This window comes from Thalassolituus sp. (assembly GCF_034111725.1).
Classification (GTDB): domain Bacteria; phylum Pseudomonadota; class Gammaproteobacteria; order Pseudomonadales; family Oceanobacteraceae; genus Thalassolituus.
Window position 1 is genome coordinate 16196 of sequence record NZ_JAWUWR010000047.1, and the last position, 18894, is coordinate 35089.

An 18894-nucleotide genomic window follows, 5' to 3' on the forward strand; every position below is an offset into this window, starting at 1 on the left:
GTTTGGCCGGGATCTCCGGCCTTTTGAATCTTGCTTTACGCTTACTTTTTCGCGCGTTCTTCCAGAATCGCCACAGCAGGTAACACTTTGCCTTCTACGAATTCTAGGAAAGCACCACCACCGGTTGAGATGTAAGAAACCTTATCAGCGATGTCGTATTTATCCACGGCTGCTAGCGTATCACCACCGCCCGCAATTGAGAACGCATCTGATTCGGCAATGGCTAATGCCAAGGCTTTGGTGCCTTCGCCAAACTGATCGAATTCGAACACGCCTACTGGGCCGTTCCAAATAATGGTTTTAGCACCCTTCAACCGCTCGGCAAGCGCTTTGGCTGAATCAGGGCCAATATCGAAGATCATGTCGTCGGCTTCGACATCCGCTGCATTCTTCAACGTCGCCACTGCGCTTTCCGAAAATTCTTTACCGCACACAACGTCGGTTGGTACTGGGATAGAGACTTTTTCCATCAGCTTTTTAGCCGCAGGAATCAGATCATCTTCACACAAAGATTTACCGACGTTGTTGCCCGCAGCAGCAAGGAAGGTATTGGCGATACCGCCACCAACAATGATTTGATCGCAAATATCAGACAAGCTTTCTAATACTTCCAACTTAGTTGAAACCTTAGAACCACCGACGATAGCCACCAACGGACGAGCTGGTTTATCCAACGCTTTGCCCAGTGCTTCCAATTCTGCCGCGAGCAAAGGGCCAGCACATGCGATTGGTGCAAACTTAGCCACACCATGAGTAGAAGCTTGAGCGCGGTGCGCAGTACCGAAAGCATCCATCACAAAAATATCGCACAACGCCGCGTAGGCTTGAGATAACTCGTCGGTGTCTTTCTTCTCGCCGTTGTTAAAGCGCACGTTTTCTAGCAGTACCATTTCGCCAGCGGCCACTTCAACGCCTGCGCGGAAGTCGCGGATTACTTTAACGTCACGACCCAACAATTCGCCAAGGTGCGCAGCAACTGGCTTCATGGAGGATTCTTCGTCATAAACGCCTTCTTCAGGACGACCGAGGTGAGACATAACAATCACTTTGGCACCGGCAGCTAAAGCATGCTGAATGGTTGGTAAAGATGCACGAATACGCGCATCAGAAGTTACTTTGCCATCTTTAACTGGAACGTTAAGGTCTTCGCGAATCAATACGCGCTTGCCAGCCAAATCCAGTTCAGTCATCTTTAAAACAGCCATCGTTTATCCTCTGTAACAACTCAGTATCGTCCGCACAATGCCCTCATCAAGAGCACGTTACACGAACACGAATATAGAAATCTTAGCGCTTAGCGCAGGCACATCGCGGTATCGAGCATACGATTTGCAAAACCCCATTCGTTATCAAACCACACCAGCAATTTCAGCAAATGGCCGCCGCTCACCCGCGTTTGCGTGGCATCGACAATGGCTGAACGAGGATCGTGGTTAAAATCGATGGACGCATGGGCTTCACGGGTTAAACCCATAATCGCAGCGAACTCGCCTTCGGCGGCGGATTGTAGCAGTTCATTGACCGCTTGTGAGCTGGTCTTTTTGTTCAATTGAAGACTGATATCCAAAGCCGACACATTCACCGTTGGTACGCGCAAATGCAGACACTCGATTTTGCCTGCCAGTTGTGGCATCAAACGCTCAATCCCGAGGGATAAGCCAGTATCGACCGGAATGATACTTTGCACCGCTGAGCGAGTGCGGCGCAGATCCGAATGATAGGCATCAATTACAGGTTGATCGTTCATGGCCGAGTGAATCGTGGTGGTAACACCTGCTTGAATACCAAATGCCTCATCGAGCAAGGTAAGAATCGGAATCAGCGCATTGGTAGAACACGACCCGTTGGAAACAATGCGGTCGGCCGGTGTAATCAAGTCGTGGTTAAGACCAAAAATAATGGTGTTATCAACGGCGCTATCGGCTGGGTTAGAGATAAGTACTTTGCCCGCACCGCGTTCTAAGTGCAGCTCGGCATCTTCGCGTGAACGAATCTGGCCACTGCATTCCAGCACCAGATCAACGCCGAGTTCCGCCCAATCTAAATTGCTAGGATCTTGCTGATGACGCACCCGGATTTTATCGCCATTGACCAACAGGTGCTGCGGATCAGCAATCGTTACCGGGCCATAAAAACGACCGTGAGTGCTGTCGTAGCGCAGCATGTAACTGAGCGATTCAATATCTGCGAGTTCATTAATAGCAACCACTTGCAGATCTTCGCGATAACCATTTTCATACAAGGCACGCAAAACGCAGCGCCCGATACGACCAAATCCGTTAATAGCAATGCGCGTGGTCATAACATCCGAAACCTGAAGATCGTTAGAAAAGTAGTAAGCCCGCTATTGTCGCGGATTTAGACGGCAGAGGCAAAAGCGCTACAATCGTATTCCCCCTAATTAAGGCCTGTTATGAATATAGCCACCCACATTGGCCCCACCTGCCCTCTTTGCAGTGAGGAAAATGGTCTAGCGCCGATACGTACCTCCGACAAGAGAGGCTACTTCGCCTGCCCTGCCTGCTACCTCGCCTTTGTAGATCTCGCAGATTACCTAACAACCGACGAGGAGAAGGCCTATTACGCAACGCACGAGAACAATATTGAAGACGATGGCTATGTACGTTTTCTGCAAAACGTAACTAAGCCGCTGTTGGCGCTGATTCCCGATGAGCAAAAAACTCACTTGCAAGCGCTCGACTACGGCTGTGGCCCAGGGCCAACATTAAGTATCTTGCTAGAGCGTGAAGGCATTGCTTGCGATAACTATGATCCTTTCTTTGCAGATATTCAGCTAAAACCGCAATACGATGTCATCACAGCAACAGAATGCTTCGAGCACTTTCACCAGCCTGCGCAAGAGCTAACGAAATTAACGGAAATGCTAGCGCCGAACGGCTATTTAGCGTTAATGACCAGCCGTTGGAAAACCGAACAGCAATTTGCCAACTGGCATTACACCCGAGATCCAACGCATGTGGTGTTTATGCACGATAAAACGATTAGTTATATTGCAGAGCGCTATGGGTTAACGCCGGTTTGGCAGGATGATAATCGGGTGGTGATTTTTCAGGCATAGACACTAGTCAATAATAACTCATCGAATTACTACTGATTTTTTGAGATGTACGGTTACATTTTTGCTCCTTGATTAACATTCAAAGCCCCTTGCGACTCTGTTTTTCTGGATCTATATTGCTAGCATCAAACGAGTATTTTATCGTCCTTATTCGCCCCTATTAAGCACTTCCTGTGCAGGGATTTTCCTCATGACTGCAGAATCACCAAAACCGGTTGCTCCCTTTGGCACCCTGTTGGGCATGGCCCTAGGCGATGTGCCGGTCTATTCATCCGATTACAATTCTGCCGACGATACCGAGCTTCCCAATCGCCATGCGTACCGCAGTTATGTGGACGGTATTTTTATGGGCTACAAGTGGCAGTGCGTCGAATTTGCACGTCGTTGGTTGTATATCAATAAGGGCTACACCTTTGACGATGTGGCTATGGCTTACGATATTTTTCGCCTAACAACGGTTCGCAAAATATCTGATGAATCTCGCTTGCCGCTGAAATCGTTTCGTAATGGCTCCATCCGTCATCCAGAAGTAGGGGCACTATTGATTTGGAATGAGGGTGGCGAATTTGAAGTCACCGGTCATGTGGCCATAGTCACTAAGGTGCTGCCCAATCGCCTATATATCGTTGAGCAAAATGTTAGTCATCAAGTGTGGCCCAAAGGCCAAGACTACTCGCGCATATTAGATGCTCGTACCAGCGACGATGGCGGCTATTGGTTACGCTGCTCCTATGGTGATGCATCCATTTTAGGCTGGGTGATACAAACCGACGAAGAGCAGCATGCAGAAAACATTGAACCAGACGCGCCTGCTCAATTCGATTTACAGCTGCGCAAGGTCACCAACAAAGGCCAAGCGGCTCGTGCTTGGTTGAATATCGCCAACCCCGCCGAAGAAGCCTTTGTCGCCATGATGGGCGGTCATAAACTGGCCAGCCTGCCAGACGATGATTATAAATACATGGTGATGACCGAAACCGCTGAGCGCGAACTAAAACGCGCCACCAACGAATTACATGCCTTATTTATGCACGCTACCGATTATGTACTGCAAAACCCCGACTTGCTGTCGAGCTTCAATATTCCGCCGGCCTTATGGCCGAAGATCCAGCAATCTTGGGATAATCGTCGCAATGAAATGATCACTGGGCGGTTTGATTTTAGTATGTCGGCCAACGGCATTAAGGTGTACGAATACAACTGCGATTCCGCCTCTTGCTATATGGAAGCTGGCATCGTACAGGAAAAATGGGCCAAACATTACGGCTGTCATGAAGGCGAAAGTTCGGCCACAGACTTGGTGGATGAATTAATCGAAGCATGGAAAAACAGCACGGTTAAAGGCGTGATTCACATCATGCAAGACTCCGATTTAGAAGAAAATTACCATGCCCTGTTTATGAAGCGCGTTATGGAAAAAGCGAATCTCGACTGCAAAGTTATTATGGGTGTCAGTGGTTTACGCTGGGATGCTGATGGCGATGTGGTGGATGCTGACGGAGTAAAAATTCGTTGGGTTTGGAAGACCTGGGCATGGGAAACTGCGCTCGATCAAATCCGTGCCGAATGCGACGACGATGAACAACGTCTGCGCGAGTATAAAACCGATGTTCCACGCGACGCCGCACCTCGTTTAGTGGACGTACTATTACGCCAAGGAGTGATGGTTTACGAGCCACTTTGGACGTTAATTCCTAGCAATAAAGCGATTTTACCTGTGTTGTGGATGCTGTTTCCTGAGCATCCCTATTTATTGGAATCGTCGCTAGTATTGAACGATTCGTTAAAAACTCGTGGCTATGTAAGTAAACCGATTGCCGGGCGCTGTGGATTTAACATCAGCCTATACGATGGCAAAGATGCCTTGATGGAAGAAACTGAAGGACGCTTTTCGCATCAAGATCAGATCTATCAAGCGCTCTGGAAACTTCCTGATATTGAAGGCTACCGCTCGCAGGTCTGCACCTTCTCTGTCGCGGGACATTATGCCGGTAGTTGCTTGCGGGTTGATCCAACGCTGGTCATTACCAAAGACAGCGACTTAATGACCTTGCGAGTTATCGAAGATCATTAACGATCACCGCATAACCACATTCATAACAGCCGCGACCGGCAAACAGCGGTCGTGATTGCTTAGCTTATATACTGATTGAGATGTAAACTTGAGGTTGCGTTAAAGATTAAAATGAAGTTCGATACAGGTTAAGCCAAAGGATCAAAATACTGCATGTAATTACGAACTTTTCCTCGCTTAGCAGTTTCTACTCTTCAATTGCTACATTAACATTCAAATTATATGAGCTTGTACAGTCATAGAAAATTAAGGAATCTGACCATGTTTTCGATGTTTAAAAGTGACCCCATCAAAAAACTAACCAAACAGCGTTTGGCGAAACTACAAGAAGCCATGCTCGCACAACGGAATGGTGACATAAAAGGATATTCTCAATTAACCTATGAAGCTGAAGAGCTGTATAAAAAGATCCAAGAACTTCAAAAATAAAAAAATTTATCCATAGTCATAAAAAGTATAGGCGGAAATCTAATACGATAACCTTTTATTATGCCAATGAATTTAAATTAAGGAAAAATCATCAAGGAGAGATTTTGTCGGAAAATACGAGGGATAATTCACAAGAAAATTTATTATCAAATAATCCATATAAAGCTAATCCCTGTTCAAATGGAAAGGAATATTTTTCATGAAGAGGAAAAACAGCCAATCCGAAAGAAATCGATTTATCGTCTTCAAAACCAAAGAGGAATTTTTTTCATAATTCGATATTGCCTTACACCCAACTACGCGCCGCATATTCTCTGGGAGACATACCATATTGTTGATGGAAGAGACGTGAAAAATGGCTTGGATTACTGTAGCCAACGTCGTAGCAGGTTTGCGTAATGCTGTTGCCTTTGCGAATTAAATCGCAGGCTTTTTCCAACCGTCGTTGCTGAATATATTCCATCGGGCCGCACCCAAAGCAATGTTTAAATTGCTGGTACAACTTACTACGCGACATGCAAGCAATGCGCGCCAGCTGGTCAATATCAATGGTTTCCGCCAAGCACTGTTCAACATGCGAAATCACGTTTACTAGCCCCGACTGGTTAGGATTCTCTTGTGCGCACTGTAATAAAAATCCCCGGCCTTGCTGGCGAAACATACGCGCAACCAATTCGTTAACGCCAAATTCCAGCACTAAATCGCGATCTTCTTCGGCATCGACAATGCTGCCGACAATACGCTCAAGTAAGTGCTGCGTGGCAACCCGCTAGATACTGAGACTCAAGTCGGCGCTCAAGCGTCGAAAGAACAGTACGACCGTATCATGAGCTATATCGACATCGGTAAAAACGAAGGCGCAGAAATTTTGATTGGTGGTGCCGCCGCATCTTTAGGCGGTGACTTACAAACGGGTTACTACATTCAGCCGACTATCTTCAAAGGCGACAATAAAATGCGCGTCTTCCAAGAAGAAATTTTTGGCCCGGTAATTAGTGTGACAACCTTTAAAGATGAAGCTGAAGCGCTGGCGATTGCCAACGATACAGAGTTTGGTTTGGGTGCAGGTGTGTGGACTCGTGATATGAACCGCGCCTATCGCATGGGCCGTAATATTCAGGCCGGTCGAGTGTGGACCAACTGCTATCACGCCTATCCTGCTCACGCCGCATTTGGCGGTTACAAAAAGTCAGGTATCGGCCGCGAAACTCACAAGATCGCGTTAGAGCATTATCAGCAGACTAAGAACTTGTTGGTGAGTTACAGCACCAGTCCTTTGGGCTTTTTCTAGACACCTCCTTTGAGCTTTGTCTGAGAGTGATACTCTCCTTTGGGCGTCGATTTCGACGCCCCTTTTTTTGGCCTCCCTTCTACTTAACTTACATAGCCTCCGGCTGCTCTGGCCAATCTGGCGTCATGGGTGAAAGAGGGTTATCCGGTTCGTCATCCGACCAAACTCGACCTAGGTATTCCATAATCGCATCATCAATCGTTTGCTGCTTACCCGCCAAGCCTTGATTGCCAAAAATACGATTAAATTCAAACACATACGGATAGTGACCTATCATAGCAATATCAAATCCGCCGTGATCTATACCTAACCCTAGCGCTAATCGTTCAACCAATGCACAGGCTTCTGGCGGCAAAATCCCAGACTCAACGCTACCGCCCTTTGCAATGTTATTATAAAAACCTTGCTCAGCTTGCATGCGCCAATAACCACCAACAATCTTATCGCCCACCCACACGATGCGCAGATCACGATCAATGGGTAAATATTCTTGTGCATAAATAACGGGAGAAATAGCTAAATAAGCCTGCCAATCTTTTTGTGTTTCAATAAGAAAAACACCATCGCCCATACTGCTTTTAGGGATTTTAGCAACAAAAGGACTCGGCATTTTCGCCCAAACGCTGGCGGCGGCTTCTGGGGTGTTAGGTTCAATCAGGGTGTACGGAACGTGCTCAGGCGCTAATAGCTGAAAACACCGAGTCATCTCGACTTTGTCATGACCGATATAGTAACTGGCGGGGCTAGGAAAAATTCGAGTTTTTAAACCATAAATTAATGGATTTATTTGCCAAAATTGTGGAAATAAAACACCATCTGCTGCTTTAATGGTTTCAGCCTCAGCCAGCATCTGTTCAGGTTTAATATAAGATACGCCACTAAGGTGCAAGGTACGTAAAGCATCAAATGATAAAAAACGCATGATTAAAATGGCAGTGATAAAAAGGCGGCCATCATATGCCGACTTTTATAGTAAGAAAGTGAGTTATTTCACTGCCGACGATGAAAACTTTTCACTCATGTTTTAAAGCTGCCAATGCCGCCGTTAGCGCTGGGCAGGTGGGTGCGTAACGACTAGACTAACACTATGATTATTAAGCAATAAGTTAACATTTTAGTGGTAACTTAACGCAGATACAGTTGAGTAATGTTATGAATTATCCCCGCGACATGATTGGCTATGGCAGCCAACCACCTCATCCGCAATGGCCGAATAAAGCACGTATTGCCGTGCAATTTGTTATTAATTATGAAGAAGGCGGTGAGAACTGTATTTTGCATGGAGATCTCGCCTCCGAAGCCTTTTTATCCGAAATCGTCGGTGCCCAAGCGCTTATTGGCGTGCGCCATATGAATATGGAATCTATTTACGAATACGGCAGTCGTAAAGGATTTTGGCGTTTGCATAAAATGTTCAGCGAACGCAACATGCCAACGACGGTATTTGGTGTTGCCATGGCGCTAGAGCGAAATCCAGATGCCGTGCAAGCCATGCTGGATGCCAACTGGGAAATCGCCAGTCATGGCCTCCGTTGGATCGATTACCAATACATTAGCGAAGACGTCGAGCGCGAGCATATACGTCAGGCGATTGAAATTCATACTCGTGTTACCGGCAAAGCTCCCGAAGGCTGGTACACCGGACGCATGAGTCCAAATACTCGCCGCTTAGTATGCGAGCATAATTTTTTATACGACGCCGATAGCTATGCCGATGAACTGCCTTACTGGGTAGAAGAAAACGGTAAGCCACACTTAATCGTGCCCTACACGCTCGATGCCAACGATATGCGTTTTGCAAGTGCCCAAGGGTTTAACAGTGGCGACCAGTTTTTTAGCTATTTAAAAGATAGTTTCGATGTGCTGTATGCCGAAGGCGAAAGTGCTCCGGCCATGTTAAGCATTGGTTTACATTGTCGTTTAGTTGGTCGCCCCGGACGTGCTGCAGCACTGGCGCGCTTTCTTGATTATGTACAACAGCATAGCGACGTTTGGGTGTGTACCCGCGCTGATATTGCTCGTCACTGGCACACACACTTTCCAGCAAAATAATTTCAAAAAAGAATTAATCCAGGGCTAACGTGTTAGCCACTGAATTAATTCTGAACGCTCTTTCTCAGTCATACCCTTCATATTACCCAACGGCATATAACCAGTTTGCAAGGCCGTAACAATTCGCGGACTAAATTGCTTCAACTGCTCGACGTGGGCTAATACGATGCCAGCGGGAGCCGTAGCAAATCCCGCTTGTGTCGGCACATCCGCGTGGCAACCGACGCAATGCACCTGAACTAACGCTAACGCTTGAGTATCGTTAATAACGGCAGCATTCGACGCTTGGCGCAAATGCATAGGTGTCATCCACGCAGCAACTAACAGCAAACCAATTATGCCAACGACTAAAATCCATGGTTTATGTTGATCTTGATGTTTTAAATTAAAGTAATGACGAACAAATGCAGCCAAGCCACCAATTGCTGCCAGCACTAACCAAGGGTATTCATGGCCGTAAGTCATAGGATAGTGATTGCTGATCATTAAAAAGATCAAAGGCAATGTGAAATAGTTATTGTGCGTAGAACGCAGCTTAGCGAACGCCGCATATTCGGCATTCGGAACCTCCCCCGCTTCCACTGCGCGCACAAGTTCGCACTGGGCAGGCATAATGCCGAGTTTCACATTACCGACCATAATCGTGCCGATTAAAGCACCGATATGCAGATAGGCAGCACGATCGCTGAATATCTGATCAAGCGCCCAAGCCGAAAATACCAACAGTGAGAATAGAATCGCGCCAAACACTCGTGGCCAATGTCGCAAGGCACTGCGTAACATCGCTTCGTAAATACCGACGCCAGCGAGTAGAAACCCAAGGCTTATGCCGATACCTTGAACCTGTGTTAGTACCATCTTTTGCGGATCTAATAAGTATTGATTAGCACCCCAGTAATAGATAATGGCTAACAAAGAAAAACCCGTTAACCAAGTAGTGTAGGCTTCCCATTTAAACCAATGGAGTTTCTTCGGCATAGTTTGTGGACCAAGCTGGTACTTAGCGACTTCATAAAAGCCGCCACCGTGAATTGCCCACAAATCACCTTTAATCCCCTTTTCTTTTTTCCACTCCGGCGGTTCGCGCAAACTTAAATCGAGCCAAATAAAGTAAAAAGAAGCACCAATCCAAGCGATACCGGCAATGACGTGAAACCAACGAAAAAACAAACTCAGCCATTCGAAGATATATGCTTCCATTAGTTCGACAACTCCTTATTGCTAACTTTTCGGTACAGGCATTGGCCTGCAACGAATGTAACGGCAATGGCTCGATCATCGCCTAGTACCATTAAAGCAAATAAGCGTTCTTCTAAGGTGTGACAGGTACTTTGTCGGCGCTGCATTAATGGCGTGGCATTTAGATCAAGAACGATAAAATCCGCTTCGTTACCTGAATTAAAACTACCAATACAGTGATCTAACCCGAGCACCTGGGCATTGCCTTGAGTTACCCGATAAAAAGCTTCATGTGCGCTCAGGCTGGTGCCATTTAACTGGCAAATTTTGTACGCTTCGCTCAATGTCTGCAGCATCGACATACTCGTGCCACCACCGACATCAGAGGCTAAGCCAACACTGACTGGATGCGGCTGTTTATGTAAGCGAAATAAACCGCTGCCTAAAAACAAATTCGACGTTGGACAAAAGGCAAGGTGGCTACCGCTTTCACTCAATCGTTGATAATCGGTATCGGTAAGATGTACCCCATGCGCAAAAACACTGCGCGGCCCTAATAAACCATAATAATCATACACATCAAGATAGTTGGCGCGTTCGGGGAATAGCTCTTCAACAAAAGCAATTTCGTCGAGATTTTCAGCTAAGTGAGTTTGCAAGGTGACGGTCGGATATTCTGTTAAAAGTTGCCCAGCAACGTCCAATTGCTCGCGCGTCGACGTAATCGCAAAGCGCGGGGTTACGGCATACTGTTGGCGACCTTTACCATGCCAGCGCTCTATAAGTTCTCGCGACTGCGTAAGACTGCTCTCAGCCGTATCACACAATGCATGCGGCGCATTGCGATCCATCATCACTTTACCGCAGATCATACGCATATTGCGTTGGTGACTGGCGCTAAAGAAAGCGTCCACCGACTGTGGATGTACGGTGCCAAAAACGAGCGCCGTGGTTGTGCCATTGCGGGCAAGTTCGTCCAAAAAGAAGTCGGCGGTAGCCGCGGCGTATTGCTCATCAGCAAACGCCTGCTCAGCGGGAAAGGTGTAATTGTTTAACCAATCGAGTAATTGTTCGCCATACGAAGCGATGACATCCACTTGCGGATAATGAATATGAGTGTCGATCATGCCCGGCATAATCAAGGCATTGTCGTAGGTCTGAATCTCAATACCCGGATAATTTGCTAATACCGATTCTGCATCACCACACGCAACAACGCGCCCGCTATCGGTATCAATAACTAAAGCGCCATCGGGAAAATAATGTGGCTGAAAAGCATGTGTAGATAATAAATCTGCAGATGAAGAGGCGGTGTAATGCAAAACTGCGGCGCAGTGTGCCTGCAAGGTCATTCAGAATGACTCCTGTATTCGCTAATAGTAATTTCAACATCATCGCTGAAAGGGTTTTCGTCTAAGTTATTGCCGTGCCCTATACGGTCTACGATCCAAAAATTACGCACATTCTCTAACGACAATAACGGATAGTGCCAAGTGCCTGCATGGTAATTAATACCCTGCCCCTGAACACTAAATAGGCGCAAAGTATCTGGATCCGGCGCATTGTCACCTAAGCACACCAAAACCAAATACGGTTGATCGTCACTAGGTAAAAATGCCTGACTACCGAGCGGATGACGTTCCATCATAGTAATCTTCATAGGCAGGCTGCGCGGTTGCGCCTGAAATACACTGATAATGGCCTCGCCGTCATTACGCTCTACCGTGGCTTGGCGATGAAATCTTTGTGTGGTGCCACCATTAATAGGATAAGAGGCTCCATTCGCACTGATGACGTCGCCGAATTCAGCAAAACGGCTGGCCGTTAATGGCTCGGGCAATAAATCAATCTTCCGCATCCTCAAGAGCCTCTGTACGTCGAATAACCATTCGCCGTAATAAGCAAAGGAATGTGGTAATGCTGACTTGCATCTGTCACGGTGAAATAAATATCAACACGCGGATATAACGTCGCCACTTTTTGCCGTTGAAAATATTCTTTAACTTCAAATTCAATACGGTAATCACCGCATAAACGCTCTTGATTGCCTAACCAATAATTAATGCGGCCATCTTGATCGGTGGTGGCTTCGGCGACGGCTTCCCAAGTGCCATTGCGCTCCATCCACAAACGCACCGTCACATCGGCGGCTGGTTTACCTAAGTTAGTATCAAGAATATGAGTGGTAATAGGGCTTCGCTGCATCGTTTTACTCCAACCTTAATTCGCGCTACTGCCTAGCAGTTTATTTAATCTAATGGCGGTAATTAGCGCCTGATTTTCTGCAGCATTATGCACTTCTTGCACATGGCTATTTGGCAAACGCTGCTGTAATAACGCCAGCATTTCTTCTGCACTTTTACCGGTAGCACAAACGATAAAAATAAAACCAAATTTCTCTTCATAGACTTTATTTCCCGCAGCCAATGCTTCAAGCACACTGTCGTTTGCTTGATGAGCGCCCTGCTGTTCGTTTGCCGCTAATGCGTGGGTATCTGCATACTTAGCCCGCAACGAGCTGACATCACCGATTTTCGGGTGGGCGCTGAAGGCTTCCATAAAATCGCCTTCATGTAGATTCCACCACACATCTTCGGCTTTCTTTAATAACTGCTCGATGGAGGTAAATGGCCGTGCATTCACCAATGCCAACACCCAAGCTTCTGCTGCGCAGCAACGACGCAACGCGATCGCGGCTTCGCCATCAGGCAAGCTATTTAATTCATCGAGCGTTAATTTGGTCGCCATTGCTTCACTCCTCTGACACTGGATAGCCAATAACTCGTAATCGACTAACACCACCATCAGGATAAATACTCAGGCGAATATGGGTGAATACTTGCTCAGTGTTAATGACTTCGTTTCGATAAAAATGCTCAGAGTCAGCACTGAGTAATTGTCGTTCTATTACGGGTTGCCAAGCGCTATCAGGATGCACTTCGCCACTCGGCATGTAGAGCGCATCTAAAGTGAATGAATGAGGAAAATTACCCTTAAAGTACGCGGTATCAACACATACTTTATGCAAAGTGCCAGGAGCCGCTAAGGCAATAATGATCCAGTCGGTTTCTCGGCCACCGCGACGGCGTTTTGTTTCCCAGCCATCGCCCATATTGACGCCTCGACCCGGCATTAATAAATTATTCATCGAGCTAAAAAACATATCACTGCACATTAACGGGCGAGCACCATTGCTAACCGCTGCCAGATCAACGGGTTCGTTCGGTAGTAGCCAATCTTTATTGAGAACAGCTTTGCCATATACCCGTAAACGAGCAACGCCACCGTCAGGAAAGATATTCAATCGCAGATGGCTCCAAACCGAATCTGCGCCGTGACCAACATCAATAAAGTTGTCGCTGTCGGACTGAACATCAAGCTGCTCGATCAACATAGTCCATTCGGTATCTGCGTTTGGCGTCGTACTGGAATAGCAAGCTTCAATTGAAATCTGTTTCGGCGCGTTACCGGCAAAAAAACGCGTACAAACATTAAAGCCAACAATATTTCCGGCCGCACCTAGGCGTAGTATGGCCCAATCGTGGCCTTCTTCGCGCTTACGTCGACTTTCCCAACCATCCATCCATTTACCACGGTCGGTATATTTACCGTCGATAAATACCGGCGCATCGGGTTTGATTAAATTTTCCATTTCGGCAAAAAAATCATCGCTCGATTGCAGCACTTGTCCGCCTAACTGACGACTCGCTAAATCCACCCATTGCGTATAGGGATGTACTTCATTCTTCATAAAAAGGACCTGCCGTCACCGCGAGCGGTAAAGTTGAAATTTCAGTTGTTGGATTTGTACTCGTCGTCGATTTTCGTAACGCCATCCAATGTTCGTTTGCGCGTAGCTCTTTTGCCGAAAACCCTTGATGCAAGCTGCGATCCTGCTGCCCATGATGCAAGGCTATCAACTGGGCACTAATAGATACTGCGACCTCCATTGGCAATTTACCAAAAATATCGGCATGACCTATAGGCATAGTCACGGTTGCGATTTGCTCTGGGCTAAAGCCTTGATGGCGCAAACGTTGAGTAAATCGTGCTTGCTTAGTATCCGAGCCGATACAACCAACAAAGCTGCAATCTCCACGGGTTAACGCCGCGACCAGCAGGTCGAAATCAAGTTGATGATTATGGGTAAGAATAACTAGCTGCGCGCCACTCGGCAGAGCATTGAGTGACGCCACGGGGTCGTCACTGACTAAGATTTTAATGTTGCTATTAAGAGTAGATTGCAGTGGAAACTCTAACGAATGCGCGAGTTTAAACTGCTCTTCACGGCTATCAATCCAGTGCACTTGAATCGGTAAGTGTTGAACAATAGTCATTAACGCACGCGCGACATGACCCGCACCAAATACCGCTAGCACAGGACGTTGCGCACAAAAGGATTCCAATAAAACACTGACACTACCGCCACAACATTGCCCTGCTTTCGCCGCCAGCGGAATCATTTCTAGACTTTGGGTTGATGTGTTTTGCAACAATAACTGCCGTGCTTTCTGGCTGAGTAAAAACTCCAGCTCACCGCCGCCTAACGTATCGAATTGCTCATCGGCGGTAATGATCATTTTACTGCCGGGATCTCGCGGCGCAGATCCTGCGCGGCCAATAATAGTCGCAATCACATAAGCGCAGCCTTGTTGCTCGCAATAGGCAAGCGCTTGCTGCCAAGTTCTTGGTTTCATGATATCTGCTCCGCCACTAGGCCTTCATTGTGCGCTTGGCAGGCCATCACCGCAGCAAGTACACGTTCTGGAGTTGCTGGCGTATCCAGCGGTGGATTAATTGCATAATTCGCCACACTGGCAGCGGCATCTCGTAATGCACACCAAACAGAAATACCGTGCATGAGTGGAGGCTCACCAACGGCCTTCGAGTTATAAATGGTTTCTTCTGCGTTAGGTTGATCAAACAGGCGTACGTTTAAAATGCTAGGTACATCCATCGACGTTGGAATTTTATACGTCGCGGCACTGGCCGACGCCAATTTACCTTTTGCATCCCAAGTTAATTCTTCGGTGGTTAACCAACCCATCCCCTGCACAAAACCGCCTTCAATTTGACCGATATCAATCGCAGGGCTTAACGACGCGCCAACATCGTGCAAAATATCGGTACGCAATACCCGATATTCACCGGTAAGGGTATCAATTTCGACTTCACTGCAAGATGCGCCCAAAGCGTAATAATAAAATGGTCGACCACTCGCAGTATCACGATCATAAAAAATCTTAGGCGTACGATAATAACCGGTTGCAGATAAAGACACGCGCTGCTCATAGGCTAGCTGTACGAATTCGGCAAAGGTAAACCATTGCGCACTATCACCAACGCCAACCACAACATGATTGTTAATAAAGTGCACATCATCAGGCGCAACGCCAAAGTGCTCGACCGCTAAATCAACTAACCGTTGCTTAATGGTCTGACAGGCCGCTTGTGCCGCTTTGCCATTTAAATCTGAGCCTGATGACGCCGCCGTTGGCGAGGTATTAGGGACTTTATCGGTGGCCGTAGCGGTTACCTGCACGTAATCAAGATCAACGCTAAATTCATTGGCAACTACCTGCGCAACCTTAGTAAATAAACCTTGGCCCATTTCTGTGCCGCCGTGATTTATTTGAATGCTGCCATCGGTATAAATATTAATGAGTGCGCCCGCTTGATTTAAATGCTGCACCGTAAATGAAATACCAAAACGCACCGGCGTTAACGCCAACCCGCGTTTTAAATAAGGATGCTGCTGATTAAATTCAGTAATGTCGTGACGGCGCTGACGATATTCACACTCTCGCTCAAGTTGTGTAATAAGCCTTTCGATATGAAAATCTTCAATCGGCTGACCATAGTGGGTTTTATCGCCATTTTGATAGAGATTTTTTAGACGAACATCCAAAGGATCTAGTCCGGTTGCTCGGGCAATATCATCCATCATGGCTTCGCCAACGATCATGCCCTGCGGCCCACCGAACCCTCGAAATGCGGTATTCGATACAGTATTAGTTTTGCACCGCTGACCAAGCACCGCCATAGCTGGAAAATCATAGGCGTTGTCGACATGAAACATGGCCCGATCAACAATGGCATCGGATAAATCCGGTGAAAAACCACATAATCCAGCAAGATGAATATCGGCCCCAATTAACTGACCGTCGTCATCAAAACCCACGGTCCAACGGGTAAAAAAATCGTGACGCTTACCGGTTAATACCATGTCGTCTTGGCGATCCAAGCGCAGCTTAACCGGGCGTTTATTGCGCACCGCCAATACCGCCGCTAAACACGCCCACGGCGCTGCCTGAGTTTCTTTACCGCCAAAACCACCCCCCATACGACGCACTAAGACGGTTACTTTGTGCATGGCTATGCCAAGCACTTCAGCCACCAGCTTTTGTACTTCTGATGGATGCTGCGACGACGTATAAATCGTCATACCACCATCATCCGTTGGTACGGCATAACTGACTTGGCTCTCTAAATAAAAATGTTCTTGGCCTTTGTTATACAGCGTATTGGTGAGCGTATTTGGCGCACCGGCGAGCGCTTTTTTCGCATCGCCTTTAACCATCCTATGATCAGGTCGCACCCGTTCACCGCTGGCTAACGCTTGCTCTAAAGTCAGTGTCGGTATTTGTTCATCCACTTGAATGGCGGCCAGAGCAACAGCTTTACGCGCCTCAATAAACGTAGCAGCAGCAACCGCAAATAACGCTTGTCCGTGAAATTGTAATTCCGGCCCTGCCAAAATAGGGTCGCCCTGATACACAGGGCCAATATCGGTTACCGCTGGCATATCAGCAATGGTGACCACATCAACCACACCGGCCGCCGTGCGTACTGGAGATAAATCTAACTGGGTTAGTGTGCCCTTAGCCACCGGGCTTTTACCAATCGCCGCGTGTAATGTTCGCGCTAGCTCGGGAATATCATCAACGTATTGTGCCGCACCAGTGACATGTTGCTCGGCGCTATCGTGAGTAACGCTGGCACCACGCCCGCCTTTCGCTGGGCGACGACGAAAACTTTCGGATGACGGTGGAAATGCAGAGAAGTGGCTCATGATGCAACCTCTGCTTGTAGTGTCCCACGGGTTAATTCGAGCGCTGCGCGTAGCAATAAATTCTTGCCCACTTGCAGGCGGTAGCTTGCACTCGCACGGACATCCGACATCGGACTGCAATCTTGCTCAAGCAAGCTGCCTGCCTGTTTAAATGTAGCTAGATTAACGGGCTGACCTATCAACCCCGACTCAACGTGATACGCTCTGATCGGTGTCGCCGCCATGCCGCCTAAGGCTAACTTAGCCGCAATAATGGTGTCATTTTCAATGCTGAGTTTGAGGGCAAACATGACCGCTGAGATATCATCGTCATGACGTTTACTGATTTTCCACAGAAATACATGGTCATTTTCTTGCGGTAAATTAAAAATAATTCGACGAATGTATTCCCCAGCACGCAATTGAGTTTGCTTATAACCAGTAAAGAACTGCTCTAGCGCTATGGTATGCAGACCATAAATACCATTAATTTCTACTTCCGCTCCTAATGCTAAAAAAGCGGGGGGCATATCGCCGATAGGTGATGCGTTGGCAATATTGCCCCCCAAAGTGCCGAGGTTACGAATTTGGCGTGAGCCTATTCGTTGCACTAACTCGGCGAGTGAAGGAACACGGGTTGTTAATTCTTGTTCAACGTCACTGTAGCTACACAAAGCACCCAGCGACATTTGCTTATTCTGTATTTCAATCGCAGACAAACCCTGCACTCGACCGAGCACAATAACGCACGCCATTGTTTTAAATTGTTGGGTAATCGCTAGCCCTAAGTCGGTGCCTCCGGCCCACAATTGCGCCGTTGGATATTGCTGCAATAGTGCAATTAATTCGGCTTCGGTCTGCGGCATAAATAATTGTGAGGAGGCACTCTGCTGCAACGGCTCACGGCTAACGCCTACATTAGGATCGAACTCTACAACAGCGGCTGCTTGTACCTGCTCAGCACAATCCCTCTTGGGATAATCACCCATATGACGAGCCGCAGAGACAATAGGCTGATAACCGGTGCACCGACATAAATTACCCGATAACGCGGCATGAATATCGTGATCACTAGGCACAATATTTAAATCAATACCCTGTTGCAGTCGCTGCTGATACAGAGTCGCTAGCGACATCACGATACCAGGGGTACAAAATCCACATTGCGATCCATGGAAATCAATCATGGCTTGTTGCGCTGGGTGTAACGGCTGTTGAGCAATACCCTGCGCAGTAAAAATATAGCGATTGTGCAGGTGCGCCATTAAGGCAATGCAGGCATTGACCGTATAGAAAGAAAGCTGACCGTTATCGAGGCTAGCGAGCATCACAGTACATGCGCCACAATCACCAGCTGCGCAACCTTCCTTCACGTCTGTCTGCGCCATATGAGTGCGCAAATAATTGAGAATGGTGCACATGGGGTCAATATTCCCATCTTCGATCCATTCACCATTTAAATTAAAACGTATCACTGTCTATCCTACACTCTTGTTAAAAATACCAAGAAACTCGGGCTTAAAACGCGCATAGCGTGATCGCTAAACCTGCGATATCACCTATAACGACTGGGCTGATTGAACTTTCCCGAGGAGCCGTCTTGTTTACCTTATTTTCCAGCCTGCAATTTCCTGACCAACTGGTCAAGCTTATATTTTGAAACCTCATTCTATTCAAGAATAGATACTGGCAAGTTAATTGCTAACATCTTGTCCATCTAGTCAGCTTTTGAAAAGCTG

Annotated in this window: 17 protein-coding genes and 1 pseudogene; 5 read left to right on the top strand and 13 right to left on the bottom strand. The window is 47.2% G+C overall.

Annotation, left to right across the window (positions count from 1 at the left end):
• Positions 1 to 41: 41 nt before the first annotated feature.
• Together UXZ23_RS07140 and UXZ23_RS07145 are read right to left on the bottom strand one after the other, a co-directional pair.
• Positions 42 to 1205: a phosphoglycerate kinase gene (locus UXZ23_RS07140; RefSeq protein WP_320819929.1), complete on the bottom strand. Its 1164-nt coding sequence runs from the start codon at positions 1203 to 1205 to the stop codon at positions 42 to 44.
• 89 nt (positions 1206 to 1294) lie between these two features.
• Positions 1295 to 2302 (bottom strand): type I glyceraldehyde-3-phosphate dehydrogenase, encoded by a 1008-nt coding sequence (locus UXZ23_RS07145; protein WP_225667164.1) that lies wholly within the window; start codon positions 2300 to 2302, stop codon positions 1295 to 1297.
• Positions 2303 to 2413: 111 nt separating this feature from the next.
• On the opposite strand from UXZ23_RS07145, the gene UXZ23_RS07150 reads away from it, so the two are divergent.
• From UXZ23_RS07150 to UXZ23_RS07160, 3 genes are all read left to right on the top strand, one after another.
• Positions 2414 to 3079, top strand: coding sequence for a class I SAM-dependent methyltransferase (locus UXZ23_RS07150; RefSeq protein WP_320819930.1), 666 nt, complete (start codon positions 2414 to 2416; stop codon positions 3077 to 3079).
• Positions 3080 to 3269: 190 nt separating this feature from the next.
• Positions 3270 to 5153 carry a bifunctional glutathionylspermidine amidase/synthase gene (gene gss, locus UXZ23_RS07155; RefSeq protein ID WP_320819931.1) on the top strand — a complete coding sequence of 628 codons (1884 nt, stop codon included), beginning with the start codon at positions 3270 to 3272 and terminating at the stop codon, positions 5151 to 5153.
• A gap of 261 nt (positions 5154 to 5414) precedes the next feature.
• Positions 5415 to 5582 carry a DUF6435 family protein gene (locus tag UXZ23_RS07160; protein WP_320819932.1) on the top strand — a complete coding sequence of 56 codons (168 nt, stop codon included), beginning with the start codon at positions 5415 to 5417 and terminating at the stop codon, positions 5580 to 5582.
• 286 nt (positions 5583 to 5868) lie between these two features.
• Here UXZ23_RS07160 and UXZ23_RS07165 read toward each other — a convergent pair whose 3' ends face one another.
• Positions 5869 to 6279: a helix-turn-helix transcriptional regulator gene (locus UXZ23_RS07165; RefSeq protein ID WP_320819933.1), complete on the bottom strand. Its 411-nt coding sequence runs from the start codon at positions 6277 to 6279 to the stop codon at positions 5869 to 5871.
• A gap of 54 nt (positions 6280 to 6333) precedes the next feature.
• Here UXZ23_RS07165 and UXZ23_RS07170 point away from each other — a divergent pair.
• Positions 6334 to 6873: pseudogene (locus UXZ23_RS07170) on the top strand (aldehyde dehydrogenase family protein); the annotation flags it as partial.
• A gap of 88 nt (positions 6874 to 6961) precedes the next feature.
• Here the strand turns inward: UXZ23_RS07170 and UXZ23_RS07175 are convergent.
• Positions 6962 to 7795 (bottom strand): hypothetical protein, encoded by an 834-nt coding sequence (locus tag UXZ23_RS07175; protein WP_320819934.1) that lies wholly within the window; start codon positions 7793 to 7795, stop codon positions 6962 to 6964.
• Positions 7796 to 8025: 230 nt separating this feature from the next.
• On the opposite strand from UXZ23_RS07175, the gene puuE reads away from it, so the two are divergent.
• Positions 8026 to 8925 (top strand): allantoinase PuuE, encoded by a 900-nt coding sequence (puuE, locus tag UXZ23_RS07180; protein WP_320819935.1) that lies wholly within the window; start codon positions 8026 to 8028, stop codon positions 8923 to 8925.
• A 24-nt stretch (positions 8926 to 8949) separates the two neighbouring features.
• On the opposite strand, the gene UXZ23_RS07185 is transcribed toward puuE, so the two are convergent.
• From UXZ23_RS07185 to xdhA, 9 genes are read right to left on the bottom strand one after another with little or no spacing between them, the layout of a single operon-like run.
• Positions 8950 to 10125 (bottom strand): urate hydroxylase PuuD, encoded by a 1176-nt coding sequence (locus UXZ23_RS07185; protein WP_320819936.1) that lies wholly within the window; start codon positions 10123 to 10125, stop codon positions 8950 to 8952.
• Positions 10125 to 11456, bottom strand: a complete 1332-nt coding sequence (gene guaD / locus UXZ23_RS07190) for a guanine deaminase (RefSeq protein ID WP_320819937.1) — start codon at positions 11454 to 11456, stop codon at positions 10125 to 10127. The genes UXZ23_RS07185 and guaD overlap by 1 nt, the downstream gene beginning before the upstream one ends.
• Complete coding sequence (locus tag UXZ23_RS07195) at positions 11453 to 11962, bottom strand: ureidoglycolate lyase (RefSeq protein WP_320819938.1); 510 nt, start codon at positions 11960 to 11962, stop codon at positions 11453 to 11455. Before UXZ23_RS07195 ends, guaD begins: the two co-directional genes overlap by 4 nt.
• A gap of 2 nt (positions 11963 to 11964) precedes the next feature.
• Entirely contained in the window at positions 11965 to 12309 is a 345-nt protein-coding gene (gene uraH / locus UXZ23_RS07200; protein WP_320819939.1) for a hydroxyisourate hydrolase, read from the bottom strand.
• A 15-nt stretch (positions 12310 to 12324) separates the two neighbouring features.
• The gene (gene uraD / locus UXZ23_RS07205) at positions 12325 to 12852 is read right to left on the bottom strand and encodes a 2-oxo-4-hydroxy-4-carboxy-5-ureidoimidazoline decarboxylase (RefSeq protein WP_320819940.1); all 528 of its coding nucleotides are present in this window, start codon (positions 12850 to 12852) and stop codon (positions 12325 to 12327) included.
• A gap of 4 nt (positions 12853 to 12856) precedes the next feature.
• Entirely contained in the window at positions 12857 to 13855 is a 999-nt protein-coding gene (gene alc / locus UXZ23_RS07210) for an allantoicase (RefSeq protein ID WP_320819941.1), read from the bottom strand.
• Positions 13845 to 14801, bottom strand: coding sequence for a xanthine dehydrogenase accessory protein XdhC (gene xdhC, locus UXZ23_RS07215; RefSeq protein ID WP_320819942.1), 957 nt, complete (start codon positions 14799 to 14801; stop codon positions 13845 to 13847). Before xdhC ends, alc begins: the two co-directional genes overlap by 11 nt.
• Positions 14798 to 17176, bottom strand: a complete 2379-nt coding sequence (gene xdhB, locus UXZ23_RS07220; RefSeq protein WP_320819943.1) for a xanthine dehydrogenase molybdopterin binding subunit — start codon at positions 17174 to 17176, stop codon at positions 14798 to 14800. The genes xdhC and xdhB overlap by 4 nt, the downstream gene beginning before the upstream one ends.
• On the bottom strand, positions 17173 to 18630 hold the full coding sequence (xdhA, locus tag UXZ23_RS07225) for a xanthine dehydrogenase small subunit (protein ID WP_320819944.1): 1458 nt from the start codon (positions 18628 to 18630) through the stop codon (positions 17173 to 17175). Before xdhA ends, xdhB begins: the two co-directional genes overlap by 4 nt.
• Between the last annotated feature and the right edge of the window lie 264 nt (positions 18631 to 18894).

What these genes read in the sequence shown, in the direction of transcription:
- UXZ23_RS07195 (WP_320819938.1), bottom strand. Translation starts at nt 11,962, where the DNA reads ATGCGGAAGATTGATTTATTGCCCGAGCCATTAACGGCCAGCCGTTTT.
- guaD (WP_320819937.1), bottom strand. Translation starts at nt 11,456, where the DNA reads ATGACCTTGCAGGCACACTGCGCCGCAGTTTTGCATTACACCGCCTCT.
- UXZ23_RS07150 (WP_320819930.1), top strand. Translation starts at nt 2,414, where the DNA reads ATGAATATAGCCACCCACATTGGCCCCACCTGCCCTCTTTGCAGTGAG.
- xdhC (WP_320819942.1), bottom strand. Translation starts at nt 14,801, where the DNA reads ATGAAACCAAGAACTTGGCAGCAAGCGCTTGCCTATTGCGAGCAACAA.
- gss (WP_320819931.1), top strand. Translation starts at nt 3,270, where the DNA reads ATGACTGCAGAATCACCAAAACCGGTTGCTCCCTTTGGCACCCTGTTG.
- alc (WP_320819941.1), bottom strand. Translation starts at nt 13,855, where the DNA reads ATGAAGAATGAAGTACATCCCTATACGCAATGGGTGGATTTAGCGAGT.
- UXZ23_RS07145 (WP_225667164.1), bottom strand. Translation starts at nt 2,302, where the DNA reads ATGACCACGCGCATTGCTATTAACGGATTTGGTCGTATCGGGCGCTGC.
- UXZ23_RS07185 (WP_320819936.1), bottom strand. Translation starts at nt 10,125, where the DNA reads ATGGAAGCATATATCTTCGAATGGCTGAGTTTGTTTTTTCGTTGGTTT.
- UXZ23_RS07175 (WP_320819934.1), bottom strand. Translation starts at nt 7,795, where the DNA reads ATGCGTTTTTTATCATTTGATGCTTTACGTACCTTGCACCTTAGTGGC.
- uraH (WP_320819939.1), bottom strand. Translation starts at nt 12,309, where the DNA reads ATGCAGCGAAGCCCTATTACCACTCATATTCTTGATACTAACTTAGGT.
- uraD (WP_320819940.1), bottom strand. Translation starts at nt 12,852, where the DNA reads ATGGCGACCAAATTAACGCTCGATGAATTAAATAGCTTGCCTGATGGC.
- UXZ23_RS07140 (WP_320819929.1), bottom strand. Translation starts at nt 1,205, where the DNA reads ATGGCTGTTTTAAAGATGACTGAACTGGATTTGGCTGGCAAGCGCGTA.
- xdhB (WP_320819943.1), bottom strand. Translation starts at nt 17,176, where the DNA reads ATGAGCCACTTCTCTGCATTTCCACCGTCATCCGAAAGTTTTCGTCGT.
- puuE (WP_320819935.1), top strand. Translation starts at nt 8,026, where the DNA reads ATGAATTATCCCCGCGACATGATTGGCTATGGCAGCCAACCACCTCAT.
- UXZ23_RS07160 (WP_320819932.1), top strand. Translation starts at nt 5,415, where the DNA reads ATGTTTTCGATGTTTAAAAGTGACCCCATCAAAAAACTAACCAAACAG.